This is a genomic window from Streptomyces sp. YIM S03343, assembly GCF_054729195.1.
Genome location: NZ_JBPUKX010000001.1, coordinates 7139544 through 7157297, shown reverse-complemented (window position 1 = coordinate 7157297; position 17754 = coordinate 7139544). Strand labels below are relative to the sequence as shown.

The 17754-nt window shown below is 69.6% G+C and carries 17 protein-coding genes; 6 read left to right on the top strand and 11 right to left on the bottom strand.

Translation table 11 applies throughout. From position 1 onward, the window contains the following. Window positions 1–68 precede the first annotated feature (68 nt). Window positions 69–947 carry an AbfB domain-containing protein gene (locus ACSYGN_RS31605; RefSeq protein WP_460401662.1) on the top strand — a complete coding sequence of 293 codons (879 nt, stop codon included), beginning with the start codon at window positions 69–71 and terminating at the stop codon, window positions 945–947. A gap of 78 nt (window positions 948–1025) precedes the next feature. Here ACSYGN_RS31605 and ACSYGN_RS31600 read toward each other — a convergent pair whose 3' ends face one another. Genes ACSYGN_RS31600 through ACSYGN_RS31565 form a run of 8 tightly spaced genes read right to left on the bottom strand, consistent with a single transcriptional unit; the run spans window position 1026 to window position 7617 of the window. Continuing rightward, window positions 1026–1355 carry a metal-sulfur cluster assembly factor gene (locus tag ACSYGN_RS31600; RefSeq protein ID WP_460401660.1) on the bottom strand — a complete coding sequence of 110 codons (330 nt, stop codon included), beginning with the start codon at window positions 1353–1355 and terminating at the stop codon, window positions 1026–1028. After that, window positions 1352–1819, bottom strand: a complete 468-nt coding sequence (sufU, locus tag ACSYGN_RS31595) for a Fe-S cluster assembly sulfur transfer protein SufU (RefSeq protein ID WP_460401658.1) — start codon at window positions 1817–1819, stop codon at window positions 1352–1354. Before sufU ends, ACSYGN_RS31600 begins: the two co-directional genes overlap by 4 nt. A gap of 16 nt (window positions 1820–1835) precedes the next feature. After that, entirely contained in the window at window positions 1836–3092 is a 1257-nt protein-coding gene (locus tag ACSYGN_RS31590) for a cysteine desulfurase (RefSeq protein ID WP_460401656.1), read from the bottom strand. Continuing rightward, window positions 3089–3853 carry a Fe-S cluster assembly ATPase SufC gene (sufC, locus tag ACSYGN_RS31585; RefSeq protein ID WP_460401654.1) on the bottom strand — a complete coding sequence of 255 codons (765 nt, stop codon included), beginning with the start codon at window positions 3851–3853 and terminating at the stop codon, window positions 3089–3091. Before sufC ends, ACSYGN_RS31590 begins: the two co-directional genes overlap by 4 nt. A 7-nt stretch (window positions 3854–3860) precedes the next feature. After that, window positions 3861–4196, bottom strand: coding sequence for a non-heme iron oxygenase ferredoxin subunit (locus tag ACSYGN_RS31580; protein WP_460401652.1), 336 nt, complete (start codon window positions 4194–4196; stop codon window positions 3861–3863). Continuing rightward, window positions 4193–5377 (bottom strand): Fe-S cluster assembly protein SufD, encoded by a 1185-nt coding sequence (gene sufD / locus ACSYGN_RS31575; protein ID WP_460401650.1) that lies wholly within the window; start codon window positions 5375–5377, stop codon window positions 4193–4195. Before sufD ends, ACSYGN_RS31580 begins: the two co-directional genes overlap by 4 nt. A 54-nt stretch (window positions 5378–5431) precedes the next feature. Then, complete coding sequence (gene sufB, locus ACSYGN_RS31570) at window positions 5432–6853, bottom strand: Fe-S cluster assembly protein SufB (protein ID WP_460401648.1); 1422 nt, start codon at window positions 6851–6853, stop codon at window positions 5432–5434. Then, the gene (locus tag ACSYGN_RS31565; RefSeq protein ID WP_460401646.1) at window positions 6850–7617 is read right to left on the bottom strand and encodes a helix-turn-helix transcriptional regulator; all 768 of its coding nucleotides are present in this window, start codon (window positions 7615–7617) and stop codon (window positions 6850–6852) included. Before ACSYGN_RS31565 ends, sufB begins: the two co-directional genes overlap by 4 nt. A gap of 265 nt (window positions 7618–7882) precedes the next feature. Here ACSYGN_RS31565 and ACSYGN_RS31560 point away from each other — a divergent pair, with 265 nt between their 5' ends. From ACSYGN_RS31560 to ACSYGN_RS31550, 3 genes are all read left to right on the top strand, one after another. Further along, window positions 7883–8791, top strand: a complete 909-nt coding sequence (locus ACSYGN_RS31560; protein ID WP_460403853.1) for an ABC transporter ATP-binding protein — start codon at window positions 7883–7885, stop codon at window positions 8789–8791. A 414-nt stretch (window positions 8792–9205) separates the two neighbouring features. Further along, window positions 9206–9976 (top strand): ABC transporter permease, encoded by a 771-nt coding sequence (locus tag ACSYGN_RS31555; protein WP_460401644.1) that lies wholly within the window; start codon window positions 9206–9208, stop codon window positions 9974–9976. A gap of 55 nt (window positions 9977–10031) precedes the next feature. Beyond that, window positions 10032–11033: a COX15/CtaA family protein gene (locus ACSYGN_RS31550; RefSeq protein WP_460401642.1), complete on the top strand. Its 1002-nt coding sequence runs from the start codon at window positions 10032–10034 to the stop codon at window positions 11031–11033. A 202-nt stretch (window positions 11034–11235) separates the two neighbouring features. Here ACSYGN_RS31550 and ACSYGN_RS31545 read toward each other — a convergent pair whose 3' ends face one another. From ACSYGN_RS31545 to ACSYGN_RS31535, 3 genes are all read right to left on the bottom strand, one after another. Further along, window positions 11236–12354 carry an amidohydrolase gene (locus ACSYGN_RS31545; protein WP_460401640.1) on the bottom strand — a complete coding sequence of 373 codons (1119 nt, stop codon included), beginning with the start codon at window positions 12352–12354 and terminating at the stop codon, window positions 11236–11238. A 305-nt stretch (window positions 12355–12659) separates the two neighbouring features. Continuing rightward, on the bottom strand, window positions 12660–13025 hold the full coding sequence (locus tag ACSYGN_RS31540) for a hypothetical protein (protein WP_460401638.1): 366 nt from the start codon (window positions 13023–13025) through the stop codon (window positions 12660–12662). A gap of 141 nt (window positions 13026–13166) precedes the next feature. Next, the gene (locus tag ACSYGN_RS31535) at window positions 13167–14117 is read right to left on the bottom strand and encodes a heme o synthase (RefSeq protein WP_460401636.1); all 951 of its coding nucleotides are present in this window, start codon (window positions 14115–14117) and stop codon (window positions 13167–13169) included. A 396-nt stretch (window positions 14118–14513) separates the two neighbouring features. Between ACSYGN_RS31535 and tkt the strand changes: the two genes are divergently transcribed. After that, entirely contained in the window at window positions 14514–16601 is a 2088-nt protein-coding gene (gene tkt / locus ACSYGN_RS31530; protein ID WP_460401634.1) for a transketolase, read from the top strand. Between the two features lie 33 nt (window positions 16602–16634). Next, entirely contained in the window at window positions 16635–17753 is a 1119-nt protein-coding gene (gene tal / locus ACSYGN_RS31525) for a transaldolase (protein ID WP_460401632.1), read from the top strand. The last annotated feature ends 1 nt before the right edge of the window (window position 17754 follow it).

Sequence of the window (17754 nt, the reverse complement as noted above, 5' to 3'; positions counted from 1 at the left end):
ACCGCTCAATCACCCATCCCCCACCACCACCGGCCGTCGCCCTGTGCGCCGCTGGAGGAAATTCACGCATGCCTTCTCGCATTCCTGAGCCGCCGCCTCCCTGGGAGAACGGCTGGCCCCCCGACACCTCACGGGCTCCCGGGACCCGGCGGCTGTGGCTGGCCGGTGCGCTGGCCCTGACCACCGTCGTCGCCTGTGTCACGGCGATCGCCCTCGACGACGGGCACCCCGCCACGGCGTCGGCCTCGGCGCTCTCCCCCTCGGCCTCCGTGGCGGACGGTCCCGGGCTGCTCTCCTTCCCCTCCTCGCCCGCGGCGACCGGCAGCCGTCACAACCGGACCAGGCCCGACTCCGGGACACCGGCCAAGGGCGACACCGGGTCGGAGAAGACTGGCGGCAGCACGACGTCGCCCTCGCCGTCCGCTTCGTCGTCCAAGGCCGGCGGGCACAAGTCCGGCGGGGGCGCAGGCACTTCGGGCGGCGGATCCGGGTCCGGCTCCGGATCCGGTTCCGGCAGCACCTCTGCCGCTCTCTGGGAGTCGGTCCGCTCGGTGAACTACCCCGACCGCTACTGGCACATCAGCGGCGGCCTGGTGAAGCTCGACCCCGTCGGCTCCACCGACGCCCGCCGCGCCGCCACCTTCAAGCTCGTCAAGGGCCTTGCCGACAGCACCTGTTACTCATTTGCCACGGCTGACGGCAGCTATCTGCGGCACCGCAATTTCGTGCTGCGCTCCGAGCGCGACGACGGCTCGGCCCTGTTCGAGAAGGACGCCACCTTCTGCCCGCGCGCATCCGCGTACTCCGGCGCGGTCATGCTGGAGTCGGTCAACTACCCGGGCCGCTATCTGCGCCACAAGAACTTCCAGCTCAAGCTCGACCCCTACCAGGGCAGCGACCTGTACCGGGCCGACTCGGCGTTCCGGCTGACGGACGGGCTGGCCTGAGCACGGAAGCCGGAAGCACATGCCGAAAAAGCGGCGAGGCCCCACCGGGCCTCGCCGCTTTTCCGTGTCAGCAGAAGATCAGACGTTGAACCCCAGCGCCCGCAGCTGCTCGCGGCCGTCGTCCGTGATCTTGTCGGGGCCCCACGGCGGCATCCAGACCCAGTTGATGCGCAGCTCGCTGACAAGGCCGTCGGTGGCGGACTGGGCCTGGTCCTCGATGACGTCGGTCAGCGGACAGGCCGCCGAGGTCAGGGTCATGTCGACGGTCGCGATGTTGGCGTCGTCGATGTGGACGCCGTAGATCAGGCCCAGGTTGACGACGTCGATGCCCAGTTCGGGGTCGACGACGTCCATCAGTGCCTCGTAGAGCTCCTCCTCCGAGGCGCGCTTGGTCTGGGTGTCACTCATGCCGTCTTCCTTTCGGCGTCGGCGCCGCCCAGCGCCTGGGCCGTCGCGTCCTTCCACGCCATCCAGCTCAGGAGGGCGCACTTGACCCGTGCCGGGTACTTGGAGACCCCGGCGAACGCGACCGCGTCCTCCAGGACCTCCTCCATGGCGTCGTCGGGCTCGATCCGGCCCTTGGACTGCATCAGCTCCAGGAAGGTCTCCTGGATCTTCTGCGCGTCGGCCAGTTCCCTGCCGACCAGCAGTTCGTTCAGCACGGACGCCGAGGCCTGGCTGATGGAACAGCCCTGGCCCTCGTAGGAGACGTCCTCGATCGTCGTGCCGTCGTACTTCACACGAAGGGTGATCTCGTCGCCGCACGTCGGGTTCACATGGTGCACCTCGGCGTCGCCATCCCTCAGACCACGCCCGTGCGGGTTCTTGTAGTGGTCCAGGATGACTTCCTGGTACATCGAGTCCAGCTTCACGGTCTCAGCACGCCCTTCAGCCGAAGAAGTTCCGTACGTGCTCCAGCCCCTCGACCAGCGCGTCGATCTCGGCAGGCGTGGAGTACAGATAGAACGACGCCCTGGTGGTCGCCGGAATTCCGTACCGCAGGCAGACGGGGCGGGCGCAGTGGTGGCCGACCCGGACCGCGATGCCCTGCTCGTCGAGGACCTGGCCCACGTCGTGCGGGTGGATGTCGCCGAGGGTGAAGGAGATCGCCGCGCCGCGGTCCTCCGCGGTGGCCGGGCCGATGATCTTCAGATCGGGCAGCTCGGTCAGCCGCCGCACCGCGTACTCGGTGAGGGCGTGCTCATGGGCGAGGATCCGGTCCATGCCGATCGTGTTCAGATAGTCGATCGCCGCGCCGAGGCCGACGGCCTGGGCGATCGGCGGGGTGCCGGCCTCGAACTTGTGCGGGGCGGGGGCGTACGTCGACGAGTGCATCGAGACGGTCTCGATCATCTCGCCGCCGCCGAGGAACGGAGGCAGGTCCTCCAGCAGCTCCTGGCGGCCCCACAGGACGCCGATGCCGGTCGGGCCGCACATCTTGTGGCCGGTGAAGGCCACGAAGTCGGCCTGGAGCGCCTGTACGTCCAGCGGCATGTGCGGCGCGGCCTGGGAGGCGTCGATGCAGACGAGGGCGCCGACCTGCTGGGCGCGGCGCACTATCGCGTCTACCGGGTTGACCGTGCCGAGGATGTTGGACACCAGGACGAAAGAGACGATCTTCGTCTTCTCCGTGATGATCTCCTCGATGTTCGACAGGTCGAGGCGGCCGTCGTCGGTGAGGCCGAACCACTTCAGCTTCGCACCGGTGCGCTGGGCGAGCAGCTGCCACGGCACGATGTTGGAGTGGTGCTCCATCTCCGTGATCACGATCTCGGTGTCGGCGTCCACCCGGTAGGGCTCGTCGGCCCAGCCGAGCATGTTGGCCACGAGGTTGAGCGACTCGGAGGCGTTCTTGGTGAAGATCACCTCGTCGCGGCTGGGCGCGTTGATGAACGCGGCGACCTTGTCCCGCGCGCCCTCGTACATCGCCGTGGCCTCCTCGGCGAGCACATGCACACCGCGATGGACGTTGGCGTTGTGGCGCTCGTAGTACTCGCTGAGGGCGTCCAGCACCTGGGTCGGCTTCTGCGAGGTCGCCGCGTTGTCCAGGTACACGAGCTTCCGGCCGTCGTGGACCAGCCGGTCCAGGACGGGGAAGTCCTTGCGGATCGCCTCGGTGTCGAGGAGGCCCGGCAGTTGTGTCACGCGGATGCGCCACCCTTCGTGTATGCCTCGTAGCCCTCGTCCTCCAGCTTGTCGGCGAGTTCGGCGCCGCCGGACTCGACGATGCGGCCGCCGGAGAAGACATGGACGTAGTCAGGCTTGATATAGCGCAGGATGCGCGTGTAGTGCGTGATCAGCAGGGTGCCGACCTCGCCGGTCTCACGGACGCGGTTGACGCCCTCGGAGACGATGCGCAGGGCGTCGACGTCGAGGCCGGAGTCGGTCTCGTCGAGGATCGCGACCCTCGGCTTGAGCAGTTCGAGCTGGAGGATCTCGTGGCGCTTCTTCTCACCGCCGGAGAAGCCCTCGTTGACATTGCGCTCGGCGAAGGCGGGGTCCATGTTGAGGCGCTCCATGGCCTCCTTGACCTCCTTCACCCACAGGCGCAGCTTGGGGGTCTCGCCGCGCACGGCGGTGGCGGAGGTGCGCAGGAAGTTGGAGACGGACACCCCGGGGACCTCGACGGGGTACTGCATCGCGAGGAACAGACCGGCGCGGGCGCGCTCGTCGACGGACATCGCCAGGACGTCCTCGCCGTCGAGCAGCACGGTCCCGCTGGCGACCGTGTACTTGGGGTGACCGGCCAGGGAGTAGGCGAGGGTCGACTTGCCGGAGCCGTTGGGGCCCATGATGGCGTGCGTCTCCCCCTGCTTCACGGTGAGGTCGACGCCCTTGAGGATCTCCTTCGTGGCGTTGTCGGCCTCGACGGTGACGTGCAGGTCTCGGATTTCAAGCGTGGCCATGGATGCCTCAGGACTCCTGGGAGAGGGAGACGAGCACGTCGTCCCCTTGGATCTTGACGGGGTATACGGGGACGGGGCGGGTCGCGGGCAGGCCGGACGGTTTGCCGGAGCGGAGATCGAAAGTCGAGCCGTGCAGCCAGCACTCGATCTGGCAGTCCTCCACCTCGCCCTCGGAGAGCGAGACGTTCGCGTGCGAGCAGATGTCGTAGATCGCGAACACCTCTCCCTCGGTCCTGACGAGCGAGATGGGCGTGCCGTCGAGTTCGACCCTCCTCGGGGTGTCCTCGTCCAGCTCGCTGAGGGCGCAGACCCGGACGAACCGGGTGTCGTCGACGGTGGTCATCCGACCGATGCCTCCAGCTCCTCCTCGATCTTGGCGATGAGGCGCTGTTCGATGTCCTCGACGCCGATCTGCTGGACGAGTCCCGCGAAGAAGCCGCGGACCACCAGGCGGCGGGCCTCGTGCTCCGGGATGCCCCGGGCCATCAGATAGAAGAGCTGTTCGTCGTCGAAGCGGCCGGTCGCGGAGGCGTGTCCGGCGCCGACGATCTCACCGGTCTCGATCTCCAGGTTGGGCACGGAGTCGACCCGGGCACCGTCGGTGAGGACGAGGTTCCGGTTCATCTCGTAGGTGTCGGTGCCCTCGGCGGCGGCCTCGATGAGGACGTCGCCGATCCATACGGCGTGCGCGTCGTCGCCCTGGAGCGCGCCCTTGTAGGCGACGTTCGACGTGCAGTGCGGCATGTTGTGGGTGACCAGCAGGCGGTGCTCCTGGTGCTGGCCGGCGTCGGTGAAGTACAGGCCGTAGAGCTGGGCCTCGCCGCCGGTGCCGGCGTAGGCGACGCGCGGGTGCAGCCGGACCAGGTCGCCGCCGAAGGTGACCACGAAGGACTTGAAGCTCGCGTCCCGGCCGATGCTCGCGTTGTGCTGGCCGACGTGCACGGCCTCGTCGTCCCAGTCCTGGACGGAGACGACGGTCAGCTTGGCGCCGTCGCCGAGCACATATTCGACGTTGGCGGCGAGCACCGCGTCACCGGTGTGGTCGATGACGACGACGGCCTCGGCGAAGGCGCCCAGCTCGATCACCTGGTGGCCGTAGGCGACCCCGCCCTCGCCGTGCACGGCGATACGGATCGGCTCGGTGAGCACCGTCTCCTTGGGGACGGTGATCACGCCGGCCCGTTCGAAGGCCGAGTACGCCTGGGCGGCGACGCGGTCCACGGGGGTGCCGGTCCTGCCGAGCCGCGGGTCGTCGCGGCCGACGGTCTCGACGGCGACGCCCTCGGGGGCCTCGACGGCGATCTTCACTCCCCCGCCGGTGGCGACGGCGGTGCCGTCGTGCAGCCCGCGCAGGCGCTCCAGCGGGGTGAACCGCCATTCCTCCTCGCGGCCGTGCGGGACCGGGAAGTCCGTCACGTCGAAGGAGGGCGGCGCGCTCATGCGCGTGGCGACGGTCGACTCCGCGGCGACCGCGATCGAACCGGCGGTGGTGGAGCCCACCGGGATGTTAGGGGCCTCAGCCATGGCTGTCGTCGTACTCGCTTTCTGCGTAAGTGGCTCGATGGGGGCTGCCGGGCGTCAGCCGACCGCGCCTTCCATCTGGAGCTCGATCAGCCGGTTGAGTTCCAGCGCGTACTCCATGGGCAGTTCCTTGGCGATCGGCTCGACGAAGCCGCGCACGATCATCGCCATCGCCTCGAACTCGGACAGACCGCGGCTCATCAGATAGAACAGCTGGTCCTCGGAGACCTTGGAGACGGTGGCCTCGTGGCCCATGGACACGTCGTCCTCGCGGACGTCGACGTAGGGGTAGGTGTCGGAGCGGGAGATCGTGTCGACCAGCAGCGCGTCGCACAGCACGTTCGACTTGGAGCCGTGGGCGCCCTCGCCGATCTCGACCAGACCGCGGTAGGAGGTGCGGCCGCCGCCCCGGGCCACCGACTTGGAGACGATGTTGGACGAGGTGTTCGGCGCCATGTGGACCATCTTGGAGCCGGCGTCCTGGTGCTGGCCCTCGCCCGCGAAGGCGATGGAGAGGGTCTCGCCCTTGGCGTGCTCGCCCATCAGATAGACGGCGGGGTACTTCATCGTCACCTTGGAGCCGATGTTGCCGTCGATCCACTCCATGGTGGCGCCCTCGTAGGCGACGGCGCGCTTGGTGACCAGGTTGTAGACGTTGTTCGACCAGTTCTGGATGGTCGTGTAGCGGCAGCGGCCGTTCTTCTTGACGATGATCTCGACGACCGCGCTGTGCAGGGAGTCGCTCTTGTAGATCGGCGCCGTACACCCCTCGACGTAGTGCACATAGGCGCCCTCGTCGACGATGATCAGGGTCCGCTCGAACTGGCCCATGTTCTCCGTGTTGATACGGAAGTACGCCTGGAGCGGGATCTCCACATGGACGCCCGGCGGGACGTAGACGAAGGAGCCGCCCGACCACACGGCGGTGTTCAGCGACGCGAACTTGTTGTCACCGGCGGGGATGACGGTGCCGAAGTACTCCTTGAAGAGCTCCGGGTGCTCCTTCAGCGCGGTGTCGGTGTCCAGGAAGATGACGCCCTGCTGCTCCAGGTCCTCGCGGATCTGGTGGTAGACGACCTCCGACTCGTACTGCGCGGCGACACCGGCGACCAGGCGCTGCTTCTCCGCCTCCGGGATGCCGAGCCGGTCGTAGGTGTTCTTGATGTCCTCGGGAAGTTCCTCCCAGGACTCCGCCTGCTTCTCCGTGGAGCGCACGAAGTACTTGATGTTGTCGAAGTCGATGCCCGACAGGTCGGACCCCCAGTTCGGCAGGGGCTTCTTCGCGAAGAGCTTGAGGCCCTTGAGGCGCAGCTTGGTCATCCACTCCGGCTCGGACTTCTTCGCCGAGATGTCGCGGACGACGTCCTCGTTCAGGCCGCGCTTCGCCGCGGCACCGGCCTCGTCGGAGTCGGCCCAGCCGTATTCGTACGTGCCCAGGCCCTCGAGTTCGGGGTGAGCAGTCTCCGTGGGGAGTGTCATGCGGGGTTCCTCCCGGCCGTGCTGGCAGATGCGTTGTGGGTGTGGTGGGCCTGCGTGATCTTCGCGGCGTCCGGGATGAACGTCGTGCAGACGCCGTCGCCGTGCGCGATGGTGGCCAGCCGCTGGACGTGGGTGCCGAGCAACTGGGAGAAGAACTCCGTCTCGGCCTCGCACAGCTGCGGGAACTTCTCCGCGACATGGGCCACCGGGCAGTGGTGCTGGCAGAGCTGCTCGCCCTGCTGCGGCAGTGGCGCGCTGCGCGCCGTGGCCGCGTACCCGTCCGCGCTCAGAGCCCTGGCGAGGGCCTCGGCGCGCTCTTCGGGGTCCACCCCGTCCAGTGCGCGGCGGTAGGCGGCGGCCTGCTCGGCGATCCTCGCGCGGGCGAAGGCCACCACGGCCTCGTCCCCGCCGAACCGCTCACTGATCCAGCGCAGGGCGTCCGCGGCAAGCACGTCGTACGACTGGTCGAAGGCGTCCCGGCCGCAGTCGGTCAGGGCGAACACCTTGGCGGGGCGGCCGCGGGTGCGCGCCCCGTACACCCGCTGCTCGCGGGCCTCCACCACATCGTCGGCGACCAGTGCGTCGAGGTGCCGGCGGACGGCGGCCTGGGTGAGACCGAGGCGCCCGGCCAGCTCGGCGACGGTGGACGGGCCGTGGTCCAGGATGGACCGCGCGACCCGGTTGCGTGTGGAACGCTCACCGGTCGCGAGCTCCTCCTGAGGGGCCCCCATGGGGGTCTCCCGAGCCTCACCGACGTTTTTCACAACGCCATTGTTGCGTAATTCCTCAGAGCTGGGCAACCCGCGTCCGGAACGCCGAATCGTGCCCTGCGTCACTTAGGCACGCCTAACTAGCCCATGGTCTGACCTGCGGGAACGATCTTTGATCGATCATTGTCACGGCAGCCCGCACGGCGCACGCACGCGGGGTGCGCCACCCGCGCACCGGCCCCGATCGGAGGAGTTCACCCACCCGGCCGACCGGGACACCCGGCGCGTCCCTAGACTCTGGGCCATGCGAAGTGAGCCGGTGCTCCAGGTCCAGGCCCTGGTGAAGCGGTACGGCACGAAGACCGCGGTGGACGGCCTCGACCTGGTGGCCCGGACGGGCGTGACCGCCGTGCTCGGTCCCAACGGCGCGGGCAAGACGACGACGGTCGAGACCTGCGAGGGCTACCGGAGGCCGGACTCCGGCACGGTGCGCGTCCTGGGCCTCGACCCGGTGCGGGACTCCCTCGCGCTGCGGCCCAGGATCGGGGTGATGCTCCAGTCCGGCGGCGTCTACCCGTCCTCCCGCGCCGAGGAGATGCTGCGCCATGTGGCCAAGCTGCACGCCCGTCCGCTGGACGTGGACGCGCTGATCGAACGGCTCGGGCTGGGCAGCTGCGGCCGCACCCCCTACCGGCGGCTGTCCGGCGGCCAGCAGCAGCGGCTGGCGCTGGCGATGGCCGTGGTCGGCCGCCCCGAGCTGGTGTTCCTCGACGAGCCGACCGCCGGCCTCGACCCCCAGGCCCGCCGGGCCACCTGGGACCTGGTGCGGGACCTGCGCGACGACGGCGTCTCGGTCGTCCTCACCACCCATTACATGGACGAGGCCGAGCAGCTCGCGGACGACGTCGCCATCATCGACGCCGGCAAGGTCATCGCCCACGACTCACCCGAGGAGCTGTGCCGCGGCGGCGCCGAGAACACCCTGCGCTTCACCGGCCGCCCCGGCCTCGACGTGGCCTCCCTGCTCAAGGCCCTGCCGCCGGACTGCGCGGCGGACGAGCTGACACCGGGCGCCTACCGGGTGGTCGGCAAGGTCGACCCGCAACTGCTCGCGACCGTCACCTCGTGGTGCGCGCAGCACGGGGTGATGCCGGAGAGGATCTCGGTCGAACGGCACACCCTCGAAGACGTGTTCCTGGAGCTCACGGGTAAGGAGCTGCGCTCATGATTGCGGCCGACCCGACCCCCGGCCGGGGGTCCGGGGGTTGTCCCCCGGGAAGACACAGCCTGGAACTCACGGGTAAGGAGCTGCGCTCATGATTCCGGCCGACCCGACCCCCGGCCGGGGGTCCGGGGGTTGTCCCCCGGGAAGACACAGCCTGGAACTCACGGGTAAGGAGCTGCGCTCATGATTGCGGCCGACCCGACCCCCGGCCGGGGGTCCGGGAGTTGTCCCCCGGGAAGACACAGCCCGGAACTCACGGGTAAGGAGCTGCGCTCATGATTCCGGCCGACCCGACCCCCGGCCGGGGGTCCGGGGGTTGTCCCCCGGGAAGACACAGCCTGGAACTCACGGGTAAGGAGCTGCGCTCATGATTGCGGCCGACCGGTCCCTCGCTCCGACCTGGAAGGAGCTGCGCTCATGACCACCACGGGCACCTACCGCCCCGAACCGGGCGCGGCCCCGCTCCCGCGCATGATCGCGGCGCAGTCGGCACTCGAGACGAAGATGCTGCTGCGCAACGGGGAGCAGCTGCTGCTGACGGTCGTGATCCCGACGCTGCTGCTGGTGCTCTTCAGCTCCGTGGACATCGTCGACACGGGTGCGGGCAAGTCGGTCGACTTCCTCGCCCCGGGCATCCTCGCGCTCGCGGTGATGTCGACGGCGTTCACCGGCCAGGCCATCGCGACGGGCTTCGAGCGCCGCTACGGCGTCCTGAAGCGCCTGGCGGCCTCACCGCTGCCGCGCTGGGGGCTGATGACGGCCAAGTCGGCGTCGGTACTGGTCACCGAGCTCCTCCAGGTGATCCTGCTGACGGCCATCGCCCTGGCCCTCGGCTGGTCCCCGCACGGCAACCCGGCGGCGGTACTGCTGCTGATGATCCTCGGCACGGCCGCGTTCTCCGGCCTCGGCCTGCTGATGGCGGGCACCCTGAAGGCGGAGGCGACACTGGCCGCGGCGAACCTGGTCTTCCTGCTGCTGCTGGTGGGCGGCGGAGTGATCGTCCCGCTGGACAAGTTCCCGCAGGGCGCGCAGGACGTACTCGCCCTGCTCCCGGTCTCGGCCCTCTCGGACGGCCTGCGTGACGTGCTCCAGCACGGGGCGGGCACACCCTGGGCCGACCTGGGCATCCTCGCGGTATGGGCAGTGCTCGGCCTGGCGGCGGCGGGCCGCTTCTTCCGCTGGGAGTGACGGGGAATCCGTTGTTTCCGACCCTCGTGAAAGCGTGCACAAGCCGGGTCCTACGATGGTGCGCGTGCCCAAGCTGACCCGCACCGACGCCGACGCCGCTGTGCGCAATCCGCTCTCGTACATCGCCGAGCGCTGGACGCCCGACCCCCGCACGGTCCGGCGGGCGGCGTTCGCCGCGCTCGCCATGGCGGTGATCATCGTGGTCACCGGAGGCGCCGTCCGCCTCACCGGCTCGGGCCTCGGCTGCACCACCTGGCCCAAGTGCACCGACGACTCGCTGGCCACCACCAGCGCGCGGGGCTATCACGGCGCGATCGAGTTCGGCAACCGCATGCTGACGTACGTGCTGTGCGCGGCGGTCGGCTGGGCGATCGTCGCCGCTCGCGCGCAGAAGCCGTGGCGGCGCAGCCTGACCCGGCTGGGGTGGGCGCAGTTCTGGGTGGTCATGGGCAACGCGGTGCTGGGCGGCATCGTGGTCCTGGTCGGTCTGAACCCGTACACGGTGGCGGCGCACTTCCTCCTCTCCACGGCGCTGATCACGGTCGCCACGGTGATGTGGCAGCGCACCCTGGAGAGCGACGAGGCACCGCGTCCGCTGGTCGGCCCGGCAGTGCGGCAGTTGGTGTGGTTCCTGGTGGCGGCCTCGGTGCTGCTGATCGTGGTCGGCACGGTGGTGACGGGTGCGGGGCCGCACGCGGGTGACTCCAGCAAGGTCGAGCGGATCCCGATCGACTGGGAGACGGTCTCGAAGTTGCACGCCGTGCTGGCCTGGATCGTGGTGACGCTGACCTTCGCGCTGTGGTTCATCCTGAAGGCGGTGGACGCGCCGAAGGGCCCGATGGACCGCACGCGAGAACTGTTCGTGATCCTGCTGCTCCAGGGCGCCATCGGCTACATCCAGTACTTCACGAAGCTCCCCGAGGCTCTGGTGGCCCTCCACATGTTCGGCTCCTGCCTGATGTGGATCGGCGTCCTGAGAGTCCTCCTCTCTCTACGCGAGCGCCCGGCCTTGCAGGCCACGGCCACCGCAGCAACGCCGGCGACGACCACGGCCTGAGGCAGAGTTCCGCCCCCGCCGCCCCTTCCCTTCCCTTCCCTTCCCGGGGGCTCCGCCCCCGTCCCCCCGCTCCTCAAACGCCGGAGAGGCTGGATATAGCCCGTCCGGCGTTTGAGGACAAAGGGGGTCTGGGGGCGCAGCCCCCAGGGACGGGAACGGGAAGGGGCGGCGGGGGCGAAAAAACCCGGCCCCGGCCCCCGCCTCACTCCACCCCGTACACCCGCCGCGCATTCCCCGCAGCCACCAGCGAAGCGACCCGCTCCGCATCCCCGGAGGACCACGCCCCCTCGGCGACCCACCCACCCAGCACTCGCCCGAGCGCCTCCCGGAACAACCGCGCCCCCACCACATGCAGCTCGGGCAGAGCATGCGCCCCGCTCGAAAAGAGGATCTTCCCGAACGGCGCCAGCTCAAGAATCTCGGCAAGAACGGTCGCCGCCCGCACCCCCGTACGCACCAGCGCGGCACCGGCGTCGGTGTAGACGTGCGGGAACACCCCCGCGAGATGGGCGGCGTGCCGGTGATGGGGGTATCCGTGCAGCAGCACGAGGTCGGTACCGAGCCCCGCGGTCGCCCGCACAAAGCCGGTGAGCAACTCGGCGTCGGCGCCACCATGGCCACCCACGCCACCCGCACCGCCCCCACCGAGCCCCGCGTGCAATTGCAACGGCCGCCCCGAGCCCACCGCAGTCCACAGCAGATGCCGCAACAGCACCGGATCACGCAGCGGATCACCCACCCGGCGCCCGGCAAGCCACCGCCCCGCGGCATCCCGCACCTCCCCCGCCCCCGGCACCTCGGGCGCGAGCGCGAGCCCGTGCCGCAGCCCCGCGACGGAGGTGAAGGCGACGGCACCGGCGGCAGCCCCCCACACCGACTCGGCGAGGTTGGCGAGGAAGGACGCGACGGTGCCGGAGGTGTCGGCGACCTGCTCGGCGAGCAGTTCGAGGCGCACGATCTCATGGGCCGCGGCGTCACCCGCGCGGGCGAGTTCGGCGGGCCCGGTGAGATCGCCGGGCAGCCCGGTGTCGACCAGGAAGGTGGTGATGCCGCTGCCCCGCAGCAGCCGGCGTCCCGCTTCGAGGACGCCCAGCTCACGGCGCCGGGCCAGATAGCGGGCGGGCGGGCAGTGCGGCTCCATGCCGAGCAGGGGCGGGCACCAGCGCCGTACGGCGAAGCCCGTCTGGGTGTCGAAGAGGGTGGTGCCCGGGGCGGGCGGGCCCTCGGTGCGGGCCAGCTGGGCCTCGAAGGTGCCGAGGCCCAGCTCCGTTCTGAGGACGCCGTGGCAGTACTGGTCCACCAGGTACGGCGTATCGATCATCCGGACTCCCGCGACGGGACGCTGGCGCTGCCTTGCCCGGTCTAACGGGCGAGCGGGGTCTCAGGTCGCGGGGCGGGGGGAGTTCGAGCGCCGATCAAAGGTTCGCAGGGCGGCCGATCGGCCCTTTCACCAGGCCGTCATTTCGAACATCCGCCTGGCCGACGTTTCAGACGTTCCTCCAGGCAGCCGTCCCGGACGTCCCAGGCGTCCGCCAGGCTGTCACTTCCGACGTCCTCCAGGCCGACGCTTCAGACGTTCCTCCAGGCAGCCGTCCGAGGCATTCACCAGGCCGCCGTCTCAGCCGTTCAGGCCTTCGCCGACCCGCCCAGCTGGATCCCTGCCATGCGCTTCCACTCGTACGGTCCCGTCCGCACCTTGGCGGCCAGCGCGCCGTCGAAGTTGTCATGGAGGGTGATCCCGGCCTTCTCGACCGCCTTGAGGGCGATCTCCCGGCTGGGGGCCACCAGGTCGCCCCAGCCGCCGTCCGCGCCGACGAGCACGATCCGGGCGCCGCGCTGCCCGATGTACGCGACCTGGCCCTCGGCCCCGCCGTGCGCCCGGGAGAACGCGCCGATCCACTTGCTGAGCCGGGCGATCCTGCGGTCCGCCCACGCGCCGGCCTTGCGCGCCCGGGCGCCGTCCGCTGTCGTCTGTGTCGTGTCGTCTGCCATGGACAGGATGCTACTCACGGGTAGTCAAACAGGCGAGGGCAAGGCCCTGTGACGTGCACCTGTGCACAAGCCGTACACCTCACCTGCGCACGAGCCGTACACCGGGCTCACGAGCCGCATGCCTGCTCGTGAGCCGCAGGGTCACCGCAGGAACGGGTCCACCGCCACCGCCACGAACAGCAGCGACACATAGGTGATCGACCAGTGGAACAGCCGCATCTCCTTCAGCCTGCCGCCCGTCACCTCGGCCCTGGCGCGGTTCTGGAGCGCGTGCGCCTCCCACAGCCACCAGGCGCCCGCCGTCACGGCGACCACGCTGTAGAACCAGCCGGTGTAGCCGAGGGGCGTCAGCAGCAGCGACACCGCCACCATCACCCAGCTGTAGATCACGATCTGCCGGGCCACCACCTTGTTGGAGGCGACGACGGGCAGCATCGGCACGCCCACGCGCGCGTAGTCGTCCTTGACCTTCATGGACAGCGGCCAGTAGTGCGGCGGCGTCCAGAAGAACATGACGAGGAAGAGGACCACCGGCGCCCACGACATGGAGTTCGTGACGGAGGACCAGCCGATCAGCACCGGCATGCATCCGGCGATACCGCCCCACACGATGTTCTGCGAGGTACGGCGTTTGAGGATCATCGTGTAGACGACGACATAGAAGAGGAGCGCCCCGAGCGCCAGCCATGCGGACAGCCAGTTGACGGTGAAGCCGAACAGCAGCGTCGAGACGACGCCGAGGCCGATCCCGAAGGCGAGGCACTCGCGCGGGCTGATCATCCCGGTGACCAGCGGGCGCTGCGAGGTGCGGTCCATCAGGGCGTCGATGTCGCGGTCGATGTACATGTTGAGCGCGTTGGCGCCGCCCGCCGAGAGGTAGCCGCCGAGGCAGGTCAGCAGCACCAGCCTCAGATCGGGCACACCGCGCTGCGCGAGGAACATCACCGGCACGGTGGTGATCAGCAGCAGCTCGATGATCCGTGGCTTGGTCAGCGCCACGAACGCCGTGACACGGGCCCCCCACGGCCGGTGAGTCGGGATCTCGCTCGCGAGCATCCCCGCTGGACGGGATTCGACGGCCGTCACGCACACCCCTGACAGAGACTCCCAGCAAGCCCCCCGTGTGAAGTCCCGGTAAAGAGGCTCGCGCGTACCACGCCACTGTAGACGTTGCCCATACCCCGACTTTCGCGGGGGTCAGGGTCGTGTTGGCCCAACGCCCGGACCAGGGGTCCCGGCTCGATTGAGCACTCCGATCACCGGTTGCGTACTCACTTGCGGGCCGCCCCAATCACTTGCCGACCCAGCTCAGACCCACCGGGAGGCGGATCTCCGGCAGTCCCGGCAGTCTGGACTCGACCGGAGAAAACGCATGTACATACGGGGGTAGGCTCGACATCGGCCGGCGTGCGCCCAGTGCGCCGGCAGGCCGGGGGGCGACCGCCCGAAGCACCGGCGCCGACCACTGGAGAGGAGCCCTGACCCAGGGTGAGCACCAAGCCGACCACCACAGACCTCGAGTGGACCGAACTGGACCAGCGGGCAGTCGACACCGCCCGCGTCCTGGCCGCCGACGCCGTACAGAAGGTTGGCAACGGCCATCCGGGTACGGCGATGAGCCTGGCTCCCGCCGCGTACACCCTCTTCCAGAAGGTGATGCGGCACGATCCCGCGGACGCCGGCTGGTTCGCGCGGGACCGCTTCGTGCTGTCCGCCGGTCACTCGTCCCTGACTCTCTACACCCAGCTCTACCTGGCCGGTTTCGGCCTGGAGCTGGACGATCTGAAGGCGTTCCGCACCTGGGGTTCCAAGACCCCCGGTCACCCGGAGTACGGCCACACCACGGGTGTGGAGACGACCACCGGCCCGCTCGGCCAGGGTGTCGCCAACGCGGTGGGCATGGCCATGGCCGCGCGCTACGAGCGCGGGCTGTTCGACCCTGAGACGCCGCAGGGCGAGTCTCCCTTCGACCACCACATCTTCGTCATCGCGGGTGACGGCTGCCTCCAGGAGGGCATCTCCTCCGAGGCGTCCTCGCTGGCCGGTCACCAGAAGCTGGGCAATCTGGTCCTGCTGTGGGACGACAACCACATCTCGATCGAGGGCGACACCGAGACGGCCGTGTCCGAGGACACCGTCAAGCGGTACGAGGCGTACGGCTGGCATGTCCAGCGCGTCGCCCCGAAGCCGGACGGCGATCTCGACCCGCACGCCCTCTACAACGCGATCCAGGCGGCCAAGCAGGTCACCGACCGGCCGTCGTTCATCGCGATGCGCTCGATCATCGCCTGGCCCGCCCCGAACGCGCAGAACACCGAGGCCGCGCACGGCTCGGCGCTGGGCGACGAGGAGATCGCGGCCACCAAGCGGGTGCTGGGCTTCGACCCGGAGCAGACCTTCGAGGTCTCCGACGAGGTCATCAAGCACACCCGCCAGGCGCTGGAGCGCGGCCGTGAGGCCAAGGCCGGGTGGGAGAAGTCCTACCAGCTGTGGCGGGAGAACAACCCCGAGCGGGCCGCCGAGTTCGACCGCTTCGCCGCGGGTGAGCTGCCGGCCGGCTGGGAGGAGAAGGTCCCGGTCTTCGAGACCGGCAAGTCCGTCGCCACGCGCGCCGCGTCCGGCAAGGTGCTCCAGGCGCTCGGCGCGGTGGTTCCCGAGCTGTGGGGCGGCTCCGCCGACCTGGCCGGCTCGAACAACACCACGATCGACAAGACGTCGTCGTTCCTGCCCGAGGGCAACCCGCTGCCGGAGGCCGACCCCTACGGCCGCACGATCCACTTCGGCATCCGCGAGCACGCCATGGCCGCGGAGATGAACGGCATCGCCCTGCACGGCAACACCCGTGTCTACGGCGGCACCTTCCTCGTCTTCTCCGACTACATGCGCAACGCGGTGCGGCTGTCCGCGCTGATGCACCTGCCGGTGACGTACGTGTGGACGCACGACTCCATCGGCCTGGGTGAGGACGGCCCCACCCACCAGCCGGTCGAGCACCTGGCCTCGCTGCGCGCGATCCCGGGCCTGAACGTGGTGCGCCCCGCGGACGCCAACGAGACGGCGATCGCCTGGCGCGAGATCCTGCGCCGGTACACCAAGGAGTTCGGCAAGGGCGCCCCGCACGGTCTCGCGCTCACCCGCCAGGGCGTGCCGACCTACGAGCCCAACGACGACGCCGCGCGCGGCGGTTACGTCCTGTTCGAGGCCGAGGGCGGCAAGCCGGAGGCGGTGCTGATCGCGACCGGTTCCGAGGTGCACGTCGCCGTCGCGGCGCGCGAGCTCCTGCAGGCCGACGGCGTCCCCACGCGCGTGGTGTCGATGCCGTCCGTGGAGTGGTTCGAGGAGCAGGACCAGGGGTACCGGGACAGCGTCCTGCCGCCGTCCGTCAAGGCGCGGGTGGCGGTGGAGGCCGGTATCGGGCTCACCTGGCACAAGTACACCGGGGACGCGGGCCGTGTCGTTTCCCTGGAGCACTTCGGTGCTTCCGCCGACGGCAATGTCCTTTTCCAGGAGTACGGCTTCACTGCCGAGAACGTGGCTGCCGCGGCTCGGGAATCCATCGCGGCCGTTCAGCGCTGACGCTCACACACGATAAGTAGGAGATGTAATTCCATGACGGACGCACTCAAGCGCCTTTCCGACGAAGGCGTCGCGATCTGGCTGGACGACCTGTCGCGCAAGCGGATCACCTCCGGCAACCTCGCCGAGCTGATCGACCAGCAGCACGTCGTGGGCGTCACCACCAACCCGACGATCTTCCAGAAGGCGATCTCCTCGGGTGACGGCTACGAGCAGCAGCTCACCGACCTCGCCGCCCGCAAGGTCACCGTGGACGAGGCCGTACGCATGATCACGACGGCGGACGTCCGCGACGCCGCCGACATCCTGCGCCCGGTGTACGACACGAGCGGCGGCCAGGACGGCCGGGTCTCCATCGAGGTCGACCCGCGCCTCGCCCACAACACGAAGGCGACGGTCGCCGAGGCCAAGCAGCTCGCCTGGCTGGTGGACCGCCCCAACACGCTCATCAAGATCCCGGCCACCAAGGCGGGCCTCCCGGCGATCACCGAGGTCATCGGCCTCGGCATCAGCGTCAACGTCACGCTGATCTTCTCGCTGGAGCGCTACCGCGAGGTCATGGACGCCTACCAGGCCGGTCTGGAGAAGGCCAAGGAGCGCGGCCTCGACCTGTCGCTGATCCACTCCGTGGCGTCCTTCTTCGTGTCCCGCGTGGACTCCGAGATCGACAAGCGGCTGGAGGCCCTGGGCACCCCCGAGGCCAAGGCGCTGCGCGGCAAGGCCGCCGTCGCCAACGCGCGTCTCGCCTACCAGGCGTACGAGGAGGTCTTCGGCACCGAGCGCTGGCTGGCCCTGGAGAAGGCGGGCGCCAACAAGCAGCGTCCGCTGTGGGCCTCGACCGGCGTCAAGGACCCGGCGTACAAGGACACCCTGTACGTCGTCGACCTGGTCGCGCCGAACACCGTCAACACCATGCCGGAGGCCACCCTGCTGGCCACCGAGGACCACGGTGTGATCGCCGGCGACGCGGTCACCGGGACCTACGAGCAGGCCCGCGCCGAGCTCGACGCGGTGGGCGCGCTCGGGATCTCGTACGACGATGTCGTGCAGGTTCTCGAGGACGAGGGCGTCGAGAAGTTCGAGGCCTCCTGGAACGACCTGCTCAAGTCGACCGAGGCGGAGCTGGAGCGCCTCGCCCCCTCGGAGGTCTGAG